The organism is Candidatus Acididesulfobacter guangdongensis, assembly GCA_004195045.1.
Lineage (GTDB): Bacteria > SZUA-79 > SZUA-79 > Acidulodesulfobacterales > Acidulodesulfobacteraceae > Acididesulfobacter > Acididesulfobacter guangdongensis.
Map to the genome: position 1 here is coordinate 217,280 of SGBC01000002.1, position 15,422 is coordinate 232,701.

Sequence of the window (15,422 nt, forward strand, 5' to 3'; positions counted from 1 at the left end):
AACCATATAACTAAATAGCTAAATAGCCAAATAACTAACGGCTAAATAAATCAATAACATAATAACAAAATAAATTAATAACAAAATAACCGGATAATCCGATTAATTATCAATTAGAATTTAGAATTAAATTAGATGATAGCTTTTTTGCGCGGCAATATAATTTATTCCGATATAGAAAAATCACTTGTTATTTTAGATGTGCAAGGGGTCGGATATGAAATCCTTCTTCCTGTTAATCAGATGTATTTTTCACAGTTTTGCGTTCAGCAGAATCATAACGGAAGCCATAGCAGTGACAGCTATTACGCCAGCAATTCAGGTTTGAATCAATGTGCGTCTTTTTTTATATACACTTATGTTCGCGAAGACAGAATCGTTCTTTACGGATTTCCTAATTTTACTCAGAGAGAACTTTTCAGCATATTATTAGATACAAAAGACATAGGACCTAAACTTGCCGTAACCATTCTTTCAAACATAAAGGCAGATGATTTTATTAACCTTGTATTAACTAAAAACATTACGGGACTGTCTTCAATTAAAGGTATAGGAACTCTAACGGCGGAAAGAATAGTATCCGGACTGAAAAATAAAATAGTCAAAAGATTTAATTCGTTTAAAGATGTTGAAGCCGCAAGTATCGGAAATATTACAAGCATCATGAACAGCAATTATGATATAAACGGCGGCAGTAAAAATCGGAACAGTGACGTCAGCATAGATGTTGCAGGCGGCATTGCAGATGTTAGCGGCAGCGCCGATAAAAAAAACAGCGAAAGCGAAAATAGCTGCAGTATTAACGGCAGTCTCAATGACGGGCTCAATCATGGGCATAACGGCAGTTCCTCAGTCATTCTAAATAACAGTCTTGGCGGCAGTTTGAACAGTTCTGCTAAAAATCCTAACAATAATAATAATGATAGGGATAATAATAACGGCAATGATAAGGGCAATAATAACGGCAATAGCACGGGCAAAAATATTATTTATGAAACGGCTCTGGCGTTAAATGCTTTGGGATATTCTATGGCTGATTCTATTGAACTGGCGAGTTGCACAAGTAAAGCGATGCAAGAAATGCAAGAGCAAAGCCAAATTGCCGATGCGGGAGCCGAAGCGGTTTATATCTGTGAAATTAATACTGAAAATCTGCTCAAAGAATGTCTTAAACATATATATAAAAATAAAATATCATCATGAGTTCATATAAGAAAGATTTCATAAAAAAAAGCGCCGATGCCGATGCCGATTACGGCGGCAGCAATAATAATATTAACGATAATGGTACTGCAGATTACGCAGACGACGACGATTGCATAAACTCGGCGCTTAACGATAATCCCGTAAGACCTTTAAGTTTTAAAGAATATATAGGTCAGACTAAACTGAAAGAAAATCTTCTTATTTTCATAAACGGCGCAAAAAAAAGAAAAGCCAAAACGGGAAAATACGATTTAGACCACCTTCTGTTTTTTGGTCCGCCCGGATTGGGAAAAACCACTCTGGCAACAATAATAGCAAAAGAGCTTGGGGTTAATATAAAAACAACATCTGGACCTTCAATAGAAAAAACCGGAGACGTAGCCTCTATTCTGTCTTCAATAGGCGAGGGAGATATTGTTTTTATTGACGAAATTCACAGATTGCCAAAACCTGTTGCAGAAATGCTTTACCCTGCAATGGAAGATTTTCGATTAGATATTGTCATAGGCGAAGGACCGTCCGCAAAATCAATAAGACTTTCGTTGCCCCGTTTTACGCTCATAGGCGCAACGACGAGAGCAGGGCTTATTCCGTCGCCGCTGAGAGACCGCTTCGGTTTTGCCGCAAGACTTGAATATTACGACATTGAGGAATTAACCGAAATTATAATCAGGTCTGCTTCAATATATAAAATTCCGGTTGAAAAAAAAGCCGCCGAAGAAATTGCACGCCGCAGCAGAGGTACGCCTCGTATAGCAAACAAAATGATCAGAAGACTAAGGGATTATATGCTGCATCTTAAGCAAGATTCTATAACGCTGGCAGTAGCAAGGTACGGTATAGACAAGCTTGGTATCGACGAACTCGGTTTAGACGATAACGATAAATTTTTTCTGCGTACGCTTATAAACAAATTTGCGGGCGGTCCTGTCGGCGTTGATACGCTGGCTCAGGCGATGAACGATGAAAAAGGAACACTGGAAGAAGTAATAGAACCGTATTTAGTATCCTGCGGACTTATAGCCAGAACTAAAAAGGGCAGAATAGCAACAGAAAGCGCATATAAACATTTTAATATAATAAAGGAAGATTCATTATTGTAAGTTATATAGATATAAACATAAAATCAATAAATAAAAATAGACAGACTAAAATAAAAATAGTTAAACTAAAATAATCAGCATAAAAAATAAATAATATAAATAGATATCACAGATACAGTTATAATAAATAATATAATAAATAGATATCACAGATACAGTTACAGACATAGATATATATATAGATATGATAGATATATTAATAAATAAAATAGATAAATTATGAACGGAAAACTGCTACTGCACATCTGCTGCGCGCCTTGTCTGATGTATCCTTATAAATCGCTTAAAGACAAATTTGACGTTGTGATAGGATATTTCTATAATCCAAATATTCATCCATATACAGAATATTTAAAACGGCAAAGCACGCTGAAGAATTTTTCCGAAAGTTCCGGTTTGAAAGTTATTTACGAAAAAGAATACGGAATGGAAGAATTCCTGCGCTCCGTCGTATTCAGGGAAGAAAACCGCTGCTATTACTGTCTGAGCTCAAGACTTGAAAAAACTGCAGCGCTTGCACGGTCGTCAAAATTTGATTATTTCAGCACAACGCTTTTGTACAGTAAACATCAGAAGCATGATTTCATAAAAGAAACCGGGTTTAATTTAGAAAAGAAATACGGCGTAAAATTTTATTACAGAGATTTCAGAGAGGGCTACAAGGAAGGCATTGAATTATCGCATGCAAATAATCTTTACAGGCAGAATTACTGCGGATGCATTTACAGCGAAAAAGAAAGATTTTATAAAAAAGAGCGTAAACATGCGCTTGGATGAAATATGCGGGATTGGGATTAGGCTCAGAATTAGGATAGATAATAGATATGTGAGAAAAGTATTTCTCACATAAATATTCGGCTGCAATAAAAAATGTGCAGATAATTTCCCATAAATAAAATTATTTATATATTTTCTTCAATATTTATTTAATGCTTTTTCGATATTTCTTCAATACGGACATTGCCTCCTGCTTATTATTTTTTAATATTATAATATAATCAAACGGTTAAGTTAGAATATAAAATTTTGTCAATTTCTACTAAAGTTTAAGCAATTGTGGCACGATAATTGCATTATACATTATCGTGAAGTATTGAAGATAACATATAAGAATATATAATCATACTAAGAATATATAATTAAGGATATATAATATAAGGAATTAAAAAATGGAAGACAAAAAAATAACAAAAACTGCTATAGTCGAAACAAACGAATATCAGAATACAATCAAAAATATTGTTTGTCTTAAATCAGTGGGGCTTCATTCTGGAAAGGAAGTGTCTATCATCATAAAACCTGCGCCTGCAGGAAGCGGGATTACTTTCATAAGAAAAGACCTCCCGTCGCCTGTTTTGATAAAGGCCGATTCTCAGAATATCTGCTCTACAAACTTGAGGACAAGCGTCGGCAAGAACGGAGTCTGCATATCTACGGTCGAACACCTTATGTCTGCGCTATGGGGGACAGGCATCGACAATGCGGTCATAGAGGTTTACGGCGAAGAAATACCGGCTCTTGACGGAAGCGCAAAGGTATATTACGAAGCAATTAACGAAAGCGGGATAAAGAGATTAAGAGCAAAAAGAAAATATCTTGAAATACTGGAGCCTATTATAATTGCTCCGGCAGGGATGACGGAAGAAAATAATTATTCTATTGCCGTTTATCCTGCAGATGATTTCGAAATATCGTATTCAATGGATTTTAATCACCCTTTTGTCGGTTCCGGATTATTTGAATCGCAGATAAATACGGCTAATTTTTATACAGAAATATCTAAAGCAAGGACATTCGGTTTTTTAAAAGAGGTTGAACTATTAAAGAAAAATGGTCTTGCGCTGGGCGGAAGTCTCGATAATGCGCTTGTCCTGAACGAAACAGGGGTGTTAAATAAAGAAGGACTGCGATACAAGGACGAATTTATAAGGCATAAGGTATTAGATTTAATCGGAGACCTTTATTTGTCAGGTTATAGAATTAAAGGAAAGGTAGTAGCAAAAAAAACAGGTCACGATATGAACGCAAAGCTCGTAAAAGCTATAGACGATAATAAACCGGAACTGCGCCTGAATAAAAATAACAAGAAAGCCGACAGCGGCAGCGGTAAAGTTCGGGCATACGGAAAAGCATATCAGCTGGACGGCTTATTAGTAAACTGTTAGCGTTATAGGTATAGTCCGCCGTTTTTTAAATTGTATAAAATTGTTTAAATTATATAAATTATATTTAACTTGCAGCATTATTGTATTGTAAATTTTTATTTTATGTTGTAAATTATTAAATTATAATTTAATATATTATATATATTTTTAGTTACGTAAAAATTCCGGCGGAGTGATGTTTTATATAAATTTTTAAATTTTTTACGTAAATATATTTTACGTAAATATATTAATTTATTGGATATTTGCTTAAGTTTGGCAATTTTGCTGCAGATTTTTTAAAAATACTTGACATTTAATTAATGTCGTGATAAAAATTATACTTAAACAAAAGAAATTTTACTGTTCATTTAATTAACATTTAATTAAATTAAGTTAGATTAATTAAAAAAAAGTTTATTAAAATTTTTAAAAATTTAAAATCAAAAACGGAGGTAAAGATGAGAAGCAAATCGATTTTGTCGGCGGCGTTTATTGTTGCGTTAGCCGGCTTTCTAGCTGTTACTATGATGGCTACGCCTTCTTTTGCCGCTTCACAGGCAAATAAGGCGGGGGTATCGTTTTCGTTAAACGGGCAGTATCTCGCGATAGGCGAATGGGCACAGAATCAGGCTCAGGCGTTTGTAGCTAACCAGAGCCCTAACAAAAACACCTATGAGGCTTTTTTACAGAGATTAAGATTAAACTCAACTGTAAGCTACGACAAATTAGCTCATGGTATGCCGCTTGCAATGCTGGCGGTCCAGATGGATTTAACAAATTCTTATAACGGTATAACAGACGGCTACGGCACCAACGGCTATTATATGTTGGGCGGAACCCCTGCTCCTACCGGTTTTAACAACGATTTTAACACATTCGGCTTGAGACAGGCATACATCAGATTAATCACTCCGGTAGGCGCGATTATGTTCGGCAGAATGCCTGTAAAGTTCGGTCTAGGTGTCGCAGTTAACACCAATGCGGACGGTTTGGGCGATTTCATTCCGTTAGGCAATATCGGAATTTTTGCAGGAACATTATTTGGTAGCGAAGTGAGCGCGTATGATACGACAGCATGCACGTCGACTACACCTGCTGGGCCTTTTCCTAGTACAGATTGTTCGATTTCCGGAACTACTGAAGGATATTATCCTCCGGCAACGGAAGGATATACGCATATTCAGATGGGAACGATACCAACTATTGAAGTTATGACGATGAAACCGGTTGACCATGCTTCGTACAGCGCATGGCTTACAGAAGCGCATTTGAACCAGTTTGAAGCAGGATTGACATCTGCGAACACTGCTTATACTGGCGGTACGACCACTTCTTTTACTACAGCATCTAGCATAGGTTCAATTCAACCTACCGCTAATATTACTTTCGGCGGCGTAAGCGTAAAATACTCAAATGCAGGAACGAAGTTCGGACTAGAAGCAGATTATTTCAGAGGCAGAATTATTGACTCAAATCAATCAATACATGATGGATTTAATTATTTGCCCGTTCAACCTAACGGACAAAATCAGTATGACGGAATTAATTCGTATGACTTGTATCTAACCGGTTCTACGATGCTGCATACCGCAACGCCAATGTCTGTAGGCTTAAAATTTGGCGTGGGTGCTCCTATAGCAAGTGGTGACTATAATTTTACATACTATTCTACAGTTCAGAATACAAAAACTTTATTCGGCGATGTTATAGGTTCTTCATGGCAGCCGATTCAGTTTACTGCCCCTGGCCAAAATTACATTTACGGTGGCCTTGCAGGCGAATCGGTCGGACCGAATCTTGCCGATAAATATGTAATTATGGTTGACGCAAGGGAATATTTACCGTCAAGCAATACCTTAAAAGAATCTTTAATTCATGCAGCATGGCTTCATGATACGATTAACGGACAGCAGGAATTCGGCGGTTCAGATATCGGAACTGAATTTGACCTTAACTTTACGCATCATTTTACAAAAACATTAGCTTTCCAGGCATGGGGCTCTTATGTCTGGACCGGCGCAGGTGTTGAGTCTGTTAATTCAAGTGGAACATTTGCCGGTGCTGAAACAAAAGATATAACTGCTCTTGGAAGCGATATTTCTTGGAACTTCTAATTATATAGCTGTTGAATATCTTTTAGATATAAACAATAATTAATAAAAAAACCCGAAGCTAATAACTTCGGGTTTTTTTATTTCCTTTGCATTAGGTATCTGATTTATTTATTTCGATTTATTTCGATTCATTTATTAATATTACTTCGTTCCAGACTCTATTTCCCGCTAAACTTCACAAAATTGCAACAAATAATTAACTTATTTTTAACATTTACGTCATAGTTCTTCAACATCTTTTTGATATAATAATTACTAAAAGCGCATTAGTTGAGAATTTAAATTTTGAAATTAATGCTCTTAATGTTATAATTTATAAAGATAATGATTGGAGGCATACTATGACAGAGACTGCGCATAATGAAAAAGACAGCAAAAATAATGATAAAAACTATTTTTCATACCCTAATGAAGTTTTAACCTTTATATCCGGCATAGTTCCGAATACAAAATATTTCGATGCGCGATTTGACCATCTTCAAACTCAGATAGATGAAGTTAGAAGAAATCAAGAAGCAGACAGATATCAAATAAGAGATTTTAAGGAAGATGTTAATAGGCGGTTTACCGAGGTAGATAAAAGATTTGATCGTGTCGACCAACGTTTCGAGCAGGTAGATAAACGTTTTGAGCAGGTAGATAAACGTTTTGAACAGGTAGATAAACGGTTTGAACAGGTAGATAAACGGTTTGAACAGGTAGATAAACGGTTTGAACAGGTAGATAAACGTTTCGAGCAGATTGACCAGCGCTTTGAGCAGGTAGATAAGCGTTTTGAACAAATAGACAGAAGGTTCGAGCAGATTATTGGTTCTATCGACAAACTTGGGGATAAATTGGAATATAGAGATAGAGACCAGCGGAATTTTACAATTAAAATGTTTTCGATAGCCATAGCAATATCCGTGCTTGGCGTGTTGGGCGCATTCTTTAAACTTTTAGGTTTATTTTAACAAGCCGGTACAGACGCCGATTAATTTGAATCTTTTTTTACGCCCGCCCCCCTGTTGATAATTTTACGGTCAATCCTTCAGACCGCTTTCAGAAGGCTTTAGCGTACAATCCTGTATAATCAAATTACAATGGTTCTGTTAAATAATCTGTTAATTTGTTATTCATTAATCTGCCATTAATTATGCTGCCATAAATTAATCTTTATTATAAATATTAATTAAATACAAATTTATTCATCTCCTTAATTAAAAACTGTAACAAAAATTTAACATAAATGTAACAAAACTGTAACAATAAATTTGATATGATAGCTTTATAGGTTATTAAGCACAACATTAATTAATCAAAATTAAGAATTTCGTTTAACTATTTTATTAAGAGGAGAGTAAATTAATGAGATTTCAATTAACAAAAAGAAAAGCTTACGTACTTTATGCGGCAATGTTTATTGTTATGATAACCGCTGCTTTGACAGGATGCGCCAAAAGTAAAACGCCGCATTCCGCAAAATCTGTTTCAAGTGTCCCTTCCGGAACAATTACTATCTCCGGCTCGACGATGCTTTATCCGTTAAACAGCGTATGGGCTGTACAGTATCATAAAATTCATTCTAACGTCACAGTTTCTGTTGCAGGCACAGGCTCCGGTTTCGGAATATCAAATGCCGCAGATGGCAACATTACAATAGGCGCTTCCGATGCGTATCTTACCAAAGCCTTTAAAAAAAGATATCCTGATTTAGTAAATGTTCCTGTCGCTCTTGATGATGCGCAGGTGATTTATAATATCCCCGGCATACCTAAAAAAGTAAATCTTAAAATGACGCCTAAGTTGGTAGCCGATATTTATCTTGGTAAAATTAACAACTGGGATAATCCGATATTTAAAAAACTAAATCCGAAGTATAAATTTCCCAATCTTCATATCTTCGTCGTTCATAGAGCCGATGCAAGCGGAACGACTTTTGACTTTACGAGCCTTTTAACTGACACATCAAAAACATGGGCAAAAAAAGTAGGCAGAAGTTTATCGCCGAGCTGGCCGACAGGAAGCGGCTATCTGGGCAGCGATGCCGTTGTGTCTGCAGTTAGAAGCACAAAAGGCGCTATAGGTTATGTAGGACTAGGATGGATATTGGAATACCATCTTTCAAGCGCTGCTATGCAGAATAAAGCTGGCAAATATATTGTCGGTTCTGTTAAAACAATTGCGGCAGCCGGTAATTCTGCCCTTAAAAGCGGCAGTTTTCCAGCCGATTTTGACAGATCTATAGTCTGGAACGTAAGCGCAAAGAATGCATATCCGGATTCTAATTTTGAGTTCTGGATGATAAGAAAAAAACAGACTAACCCAAATACTACAAAAATAATTAAAAATCTTGTAAATTGGGCATTAGGACCTGGACAGGATTCTAAATACACTGTAAAGACAGGATTTGCCCCTTTGCCAAAATCTGTAATGGGCAACGTTAAAAAATTGCTTTCAGAAGTAAAATAGTAAAATTAAACAATAAATTAAACCATAAATTAGATTACAGAGATTACAGATAAGATTGCAGGCATAAGCAATAAGCAGTTAACCCATTTAATTTATGGCATAATTTTAATTAAACTTTTAAAAGTAAGTTGGCACATAGATAGAAAGCAGTAAATTAAATACCCCTTTTTTATAAACATATATAAATTAGGGGTATTTTATTTATATTTATTTTTTTATATATGTATTTATTAATTTTTTTGTTTTTTTTATGTATATCTATCTCTGTATATTAATTTTTTTTGTTTTTTTATATATTTGTATATTAATCTTTTTATATTCATTATATATTTGTTTTTTTATTTTTATTTAGTTACGTATATTATATATAGACATTTATCATGAATTTGCTTATGTATATGCATGTGCAAATATGTATATTTAAAAATTTCTTGAAATATGTTCTAATAAAATCTATAATTTAAAAATGGCAAAACTAAATCTGAAACTAAAACTAAAATATAAAGACGATTTATTCAAATTTATTCTTTCTATTTTTATTTTTGGAATAATATTAATTTTTATCACAGTTGTAGCTATCATATTATATTACAGCTATCCTGCAGTCAGCCGCTTTGGAATAGCATTTTTATGGACAAAAGAATGGAATCCTCCTAAAGAGATTTTCGGAGCCGCTACTTTCGTTGCGGGAACGTTCATGGTAACGATTATTGCTTTAATGTTTGCAATACCGTTAAGCCTTGGAATAGGCATTTTTCTTGAAGAATACTGCCCAAAATTTTTAAAAGGTTTTTTTACCATTATCATTGAGATTTTAGCCGGTATTCCAAGCGTTATTTTTGGTGTCTGGGGCGTTCTTACCATTGTACCCTGGCTTAGAAGAAATATAGAACCTTTTTTTGAAGCGCATTTTTCCAACGTACCGTTTTTAAAAGTTACCGAGAATATCGGATACGGCATACTGGCAGCCTCTATAGTTGTGGCTTTTATGGTTGTGCCTATTATAGCGTCCATTACAAAAGACGCACTCGCCGCCGTTCCTAAGATAACAAAAGACGGTGCGCTGGCTATGGGCGCTACGAGACTTGATGTAATTAAAGACGTATCTTTGCCTTTTTCATACAGAGGCATATACGGAGGCATAATATTAGGATTTGGCAGGGCAGTCGGTGAAACGATAGCAGTCGTGCTGCTTATAGGAAATCAGGCTATAATTCCGAAATCTATATTTGGCGTCGGATATACTATCTCCGCCTTGCTTGCCAATACTTTTACATTTGCCGTGATAAGTCCAATTTACGCGTCAAGCGAGGTAGCTCTTGCGTTGATACTGCTTTTAATTAGTCTTATCGTAAATATAATCGGCAGAAATGTTTTGCAGAAAGTTATCGGCGGAAAACTATCCAGAACCCAGTTTGGCGGCGGTTGATCTCAGTTAATATATGTTCTATATTATACTGATTATACTCACTGCTCTATATGACAAAATATTATAAAATATGACAGAAAAAGAAAATAATAAAAAGACGGAAGACTCAGGAAATTATTTTCCGGTAAATAAGTCTTATATAAAAAGAAAAAAAATATATAACAGAATAGCTTACGCATCTGCGGCGCTTGCCTTTATAATAGGGGCTTTTCCTGTTTTTCACATAATTTACAGCGCTCTTATCATAGGATATAAATATCTTAACTGGAATTTTATTTCTACCATGCCGTCAGGATTTCCGATAGGGGCGAAAGGCGGAATTTTAAATGCTATAATAGGAGATTTTTATCTTGTCATAATAGCTTCCTGCCTTGCGGTGCCGCTTGGAATAGGTTCGGGATTATATTTGTCGCTTTTCGGCAAAAAAAGAACTAACAGCATAATAAGACTTCTAAACGAACTTATGATAGGAATACCGTCGGTAGTCTGGGGAATAATGGGTTTTTACATTTTTTCCACAAATGCCGGATTGGGATTTCATTTTGGATTTTCTGCACTTGCCGCCGGACTTACTTTGGGTTTTATAATGACCCCTATAGTAACGCTTTTAACGGAACAGGCAGTTAACCGCATTCCGGCGTCATATATAGAAGGGGCGCTGGCTATGGGCGCTACGAAATGGCAGGCTACCAAATCTGTAATAGTTAAAGCGGCTATGGGAGGGATATTTACAGCCGTGCTTCTCGGCGTTCTTAATATCATCGGACAGACCGCTCCGCTGCTTTTTACAAATTATTATAATACAGGTATGCCTACAGGAATTACAGGTCCGGGGGGAGCAGTCGGAGACTTGGCAATGCTTATTTTTATTTATATTCATGAACCGTCCCGTATTCTGCACTATAAAGCAGAAGCGGCTTCGGTTGTTCTGCTGTTTTTTGTTTTTGCGCTTGATATCGGAATGAGGCTTATAAGCTGGGTTACGGTGAAGATTTTTGAAATGCTGTAGGAAAATATCAACAAACAATATCAAATTAATATAAATACAAAAAAGGTTGTATAATATAATGGCTGAAATTTATAACAACAACAATAATATTAATAATATTAACAATATTAATAATATTAATAATATTGATAAAAACAATATAGATAATGCGGTAGATAACATTAAAGAAGAAATTAAAATTGAAGTGAAAAATCTTAATTTTTATTATGGAGATTATCATCTTTTAAAAGATATTAATTTATTTTTCAAAAAAAATTCTGTATGTACAATATTAGGTCCTTCGGGCTGCGGAAAATCTTCTTTTTTAAGAACGCTCAACAGAATGAACGATTATACAGAAGGCTCAAAGCTTAAAGGAGAAGTTCTGCTAGACGGAAAAAATATATACGGCAAGTCGATTGACGTTGTAGAACTCAGAAGAAATGTAGGAATGGTTTTTCAAAATCCAAATCCGTTTCCGAAAACTATATTTGAAAATGTAGCTTTCGGATTAAAGATACACGGCATAAAAAATAAACAATTTATTGCTGAAAGGGTTGAAAAATGTTTAAAATATGCGGGATTGTTCGATGAAGTAAAAGATAAACTTCATAAAAACGCTTTTTCACTGTCAGGAGGACAGCAGCAGAGATTGTGTATTGCAAGAGCGATCGCAACTAATCCGTCTGTACTGCTTATGGATGAGCCCACGGCATATTTAGACCCTGCGTCTACCGCCACTATACTGGATTTGATTGCAAATTTTAAAAAATTTTATACTATAATAATAGTGAGCCATAATATTCAGCAGGCAGGCAGAATATCCGATTACAGCGGATTTTTTCTAAATGGTGAACTTATAGAATTTAGCAAATCCGGAGATTTTTTTACCAGACCGAAAGATAAGAGAACAGAAAATTTTATTACAAACAGATTTTAATTTATTTTAATCTATTTATAATACTTGTTTAATATTATATAATAGTTTCTAAATTTTTAATGTTTAAATTATTAATCTAATTTGATTAATCTAGTAATCTAATTTAATCTTATCCGGTTAATCTTGTCTTATTTGTATATTAATTTTATCAGAGGTTATATTTTATGAATATTCTTGATAGAGAGCTCATAAACTTAAAAAAAAGCATAGTAGATATGAGCGAGTTAGTTAACAGTCAGTTGAATAGAGCGACAAAATTTTTGTTCGAAAAAGACAAGGAAATTGCAGAGCTTGCTATAAAAAATGATTTGCAGATTAATTCAATGGAAGTAAATATAAATGAAAATTGTATAAGGCTTTTGGCGTTGTATCAGCCTGAAGCGGCAGACCTTATGTTTATTACTACCTCGATGAAAATTATTACCGACCTTGAAAGAATGGGAGATTTATGCGCTTCTATCTGTCAGATAGGATTAAAATTAACCGACGGAGAATCTTCTTCGGAAGAATTTAAATGCATATATTCTTATTTCAAAGATGTTGCCGACAGAGGCGATGAAATGCTCAAACTCGCCATTAAAATGTATGCGGACGGCGTCAGAGAAAATGTGGAACTTAAAGATATTATAATAAAAGACGAAAACGTAATAGACGTTCTTTCCCATAAAATTATTGTAGATATTATTAATAATTCAATTAAAAACTTTAATTCATTAGAAAACAATATTACTTATATATTCATCGCAAGAAAATATGAAAGATTTGCCGACCATGCGCAGAAAATTATGGAACTTTTATTATATATGGAATTAGGTAAAACCTTAAGGAATCTTCCGGAATTTTAATTATACATAGATATAATTGAATTGTTTAGCTTAGATAGAAAAAATATCTGATAGATGATAGATAAGAATAGAGAAATTATGCAACTAACAAATTTGTTTGTCTGCATCAGAAAGATTGTTATAAATTAGAATCATTAGATAAAAGAGATAGATGAAAGAGCTTTTAGGTGCATTTAAAAGAAATAAATTGGCTTTAGTTTCGCTTCTGTTTATTTTATTAGTTATATTTGCTGCTATTTTTGCTCCTTATATATCACCTTACAACCCTGATAAAATAAATGTAAATGCTATACTTCAGCCTCCCAGCTTCACCCACTGGCTTGGAACCGACCAGCTTGGACGGGATGTTTTTTCCAGACTTATATATGGCAGCAGAATTTCAATAGAAGTAGGTTTTATAGCAGTTTCTATTTCATTATTTATCGGAGTTATCACAGGCGCATTCTCCGGATATTATAGCGGATTGATAGACAGCCTGCTGATGAGGTTTGTTGATATAATGCTGACGTTTCCCTCGTTTTTTCTTATTCTTGCTATAAGCGCTATATTAAAACCTTCAATCATAAATATTATGATAATTATCGGATTAACTTCATGGATGGGCGTCGCAAGAATAGTAAGGGCGGAATTTATACAAAACAGACAGAAAGATTATGTTCTCGCCGCAAAAGCTTCAGGCGCTTCCGATCTGTACATTATTTTTTCTGAGATTTTACCAAACTGCATAGCTCCGATATTAGTTTCGGCAACATTAGGCATTGCAGGGGCTATTTTAATTCAGGCATCTTTAGCGTTTTTAGGTATAGGAATCATGCCTCCTACTGCGAGCTGGGGCGGTATGCTCTCAAGGGGAAAAACATATATAATGATTGCCTGGTGGCTGACGCTGTTTCCGGGACTTGCAATATTAATGACAGTATTGAGCTTTAATCTTATAGGCGAGGCGGTGAGAGACGCTCTTGACCCGAAAGTGAACAGGAGTTTAAGGTAAATCTAATACAATATAATTTTATTTTGTTTAATCTAAGCTAATCTAATTTTATTTAACTTGATGAAGAAGGAAAAGGTGTCAGACACCTTTTCCGAGTAATAGTTTTCTATTGCGGGATTAAGGATATAATTTAGTCTGCCATATATAATCATTGTTATGATATGTTCTATTACATTTTATTAAATTCAATTAAATTTATTTAACTATATTCTCTTTTATGGCTGTTTATATATTTAAAAGGTTAGTTTTTATGCTGCCTATTTTAATAGGCATAACCCTGATATCTTTTTTTGTTATTCATCTTGCTCCGGGTAATCCCCTTACCGAGCAGCTTGGCTTAAATCCGAAGGTATCAATGGGCGCAAGGCTTCAGCTAGCAAAATTGTACGGGTTAAACAAGCCTCTGATATCTCAATATATCAGCTGGATTAAACGGATAGCTACGCTTAATTTCGGCAGGTCTTTTACCGCCGACCATGAACCGGTTATTAAAGAAATATCAAGAACGATAGGTATAACCATATTGATAAATTCGCTTGCGCTTATTTTTATTTTTATATTCTCTATTCCAATCGGCGCTATTTCTGCGGTAAAACAAAATTCGCTATTTGATAAAATATCTACTGTTATAGTATTCATCGGTTTCGCAGCTCCTTCGTTCTGGGTGGCTCTTCTACTTATAATTTTTTTTGGAATTAATTTGCACTGGCTGCCTATCGGAGGGATTACTTCATTAAATTACAGATTTTTATCTCCTGCGGGAAAAATTATAAACATATCTAAACATTTAATTATGCCTGTTTTTGTAGCCGGTTTTGGCGGTATAGCCGGACTTTCCCGATATTTAAGGGGTAACATGCTGGAAGTTTATAAAAGCGAATATATAACGACGGCAAGAGCTAAAGGACTTAAAGAATATATTGTGGTATATAAACATGCTTTAAAAAATGCTTTAATACCTTTTATAACTATTTTAGGTTTAAGCGTACCCGGACTTATAGGAGGAAGCGTTATTATTGAAACTATTTTTGATATAAACGGCATGGGCAGGCTTTTTTACCAGAGCGTGTTAGCGCGTGATTATCCTACTATAATGGGCATACTCGTCATAGGAGCGGTGCTTACACTGCTCGGAAATTTAATAGCGGATGTTGCCTACGCCATAGTTGACCCCAGACTAAGGAAATAACCGGCAAGTCCTTTATGCA

General features: G+C 34.9%; 12 protein-coding genes and 1 pseudogene. All 13 read left to right on the forward strand.

Annotation, left to right across the window (positions count from 1 at the left end):
- Positions 1 to 135: 135 nt before the first annotated feature.
- The 13 genes and pseudogenes from EVJ46_05125 (at position 136) to EVJ46_05185 (ending at position 15,403) form a co-directional block, all read left to right on the forward strand.
- Positions 136 to 1,203 (forward strand): Holliday junction branch migration protein RuvA, encoded by a 1,068-nt coding sequence (locus EVJ46_05125; GenBank protein RZD16410.1) that lies wholly within the window; start codon positions 136 to 138, stop codon positions 1,201 to 1,203.
- Positions 1,200 to 2,309 carry a Holliday junction branch migration DNA helicase RuvB gene (gene ruvB, locus EVJ46_05130; protein RZD16411.1) on the forward strand — a complete coding sequence of 370 codons (1,110 nt, stop codon included), beginning with the start codon at positions 1,200 to 1,202 and terminating at the stop codon, positions 2,307 to 2,309. The genes EVJ46_05125 and ruvB overlap by 4 nt, the downstream gene beginning before the upstream one ends.
- Before the next feature lie 219 nt (positions 2,310 to 2,528).
- Positions 2,529 to 3,086: an epoxyqueuosine reductase QueH gene (locus EVJ46_05135; GenBank protein RZD16412.1), complete on the forward strand. Its 558-nt coding sequence runs from the start codon at positions 2,529 to 2,531 to the stop codon at positions 3,084 to 3,086.
- A gap of 392 nt (positions 3,087 to 3,478) precedes the next feature.
- Positions 3,479 to 4,474 carry a UDP-3-O-acyl-N-acetylglucosamine deacetylase gene (locus EVJ46_05140; GenBank protein RZD16413.1) on the forward strand — a complete coding sequence of 332 codons (996 nt, stop codon included), beginning with the start codon at positions 3,479 to 3,481 and terminating at the stop codon, positions 4,472 to 4,474.
- A gap of 440 nt (positions 4,475 to 4,914) precedes the next feature.
- The gene (locus tag EVJ46_05145) at positions 4,915 to 6,570 is read left to right on the forward strand and encodes a hypothetical protein (protein RZD16414.1); all 1,656 of its coding nucleotides are present in this window, start codon (positions 4,915 to 4,917) and stop codon (positions 6,568 to 6,570) included.
- Between the two features lie 608 nt (positions 6,571 to 7,178).
- Positions 7,179 to 7,397 (forward strand): annotated as a pseudogene (locus tag EVJ46_05150) (hypothetical protein).
- 580 nt (positions 7,398 to 7,977) lie between these two features.
- Positions 7,978 to 9,021: a phosphate ABC transporter substrate-binding protein PstS gene (gene pstS / locus EVJ46_05155; protein ID RZD16643.1), complete on the forward strand. Its 1,044-nt coding sequence runs from the start codon at positions 7,978 to 7,980 to the stop codon at positions 9,019 to 9,021.
- 466 nt (positions 9,022 to 9,487) lie between these two features.
- Positions 9,488 to 10,450, forward strand: coding sequence for a phosphate ABC transporter permease subunit PstC (pstC, locus tag EVJ46_05160; GenBank protein ID RZD16415.1), 963 nt, complete (start codon positions 9,488 to 9,490; stop codon positions 10,448 to 10,450).
- Positions 10,451 to 10,520: 70 nt separating this feature from the next.
- Positions 10,521 to 11,459, forward strand: a complete 939-nt coding sequence (locus EVJ46_05165; protein ID RZD16416.1) for an ABC transporter permease subunit — start codon at positions 10,521 to 10,523, stop codon at positions 11,457 to 11,459.
- A gap of 58 nt (positions 11,460 to 11,517) precedes the next feature.
- Entirely contained in the window at positions 11,518 to 12,378 is an 861-nt protein-coding gene (pstB, locus tag EVJ46_05170) for a phosphate ABC transporter ATP-binding protein (GenBank protein RZD16417.1), read from the forward strand.
- Between the two features lie 164 nt (positions 12,379 to 12,542).
- Positions 12,543 to 13,223 carry a phosphate signaling complex protein PhoU gene (phoU, locus tag EVJ46_05175; GenBank protein ID RZD16418.1) on the forward strand — a complete coding sequence of 227 codons (681 nt, stop codon included), beginning with the start codon at positions 12,543 to 12,545 and terminating at the stop codon, positions 13,221 to 13,223.
- Between the two features lie 151 nt (positions 13,224 to 13,374).
- On the forward strand, positions 13,375 to 14,214 hold the full coding sequence (locus EVJ46_05180) for an ABC transporter permease (GenBank protein RZD16419.1): 840 nt from the start codon (positions 13,375 to 13,377) through the stop codon (positions 14,212 to 14,214).
- 217 nt (positions 14,215 to 14,431) lie between these two features.
- The gene (locus tag EVJ46_05185) at positions 14,432 to 15,403 is read left to right on the forward strand and encodes an ABC transporter permease (protein ID RZD16420.1); all 972 of its coding nucleotides are present in this window, start codon (positions 14,432 to 14,434) and stop codon (positions 15,401 to 15,403) included.
- Positions 15,404 to 15,422 lie beyond the last annotated feature (19 nt).

Coding starts and splice junctions, on each gene's coding strand:
- pstS (RZD16643.1), top strand. CDS start 7,978: ATGATAACCGCTGCTTTGACAGGATGCGCCAAAAGTAAAACGCCGCAT.
- pstC (RZD16415.1), top strand. CDS start 9,488: ATGGCAAAACTAAATCTGAAACTAAAACTAAAATATAAAGACGATTTA.
- EVJ46_05135 (RZD16412.1), top strand. CDS start 2,529: ATGAACGGAAAACTGCTACTGCACATCTGCTGCGCGCCTTGTCTGATG.
- ruvB (RZD16411.1), top strand. CDS start 1,200: ATGAGTTCATATAAGAAAGATTTCATAAAAAAAAGCGCCGATGCCGAT.
- EVJ46_05165 (RZD16416.1), top strand. CDS start 10,521: ATGACAGAAAAAGAAAATAATAAAAAGACGGAAGACTCAGGAAATTAT.
- EVJ46_05125 (RZD16410.1), top strand. CDS start 136: ATGATAGCTTTTTTGCGCGGCAATATAATTTATTCCGATATAGAAAAA.
- pstB (RZD16417.1), top strand. CDS start 11,518: ATGGCTGAAATTTATAACAACAACAATAATATTAATAATATTAACAAT.
- EVJ46_05185 (RZD16420.1), top strand. CDS start 14,432: ATGGCTGTTTATATATTTAAAAGGTTAGTTTTTATGCTGCCTATTTTA.
- EVJ46_05180 (RZD16419.1), top strand. CDS start 13,375: ATGAAAGAGCTTTTAGGTGCATTTAAAAGAAATAAATTGGCTTTAGTT.
- EVJ46_05145 (RZD16414.1), top strand. CDS start 4,915: ATGAGAAGCAAATCGATTTTGTCGGCGGCGTTTATTGTTGCGTTAGCC.
- phoU (RZD16418.1), top strand. CDS start 12,543: ATGAATATTCTTGATAGAGAGCTCATAAACTTAAAAAAAAGCATAGTA.
- EVJ46_05140 (RZD16413.1), top strand. CDS start 3,479: ATGGAAGACAAAAAAATAACAAAAACTGCTATAGTCGAAACAAACGAA.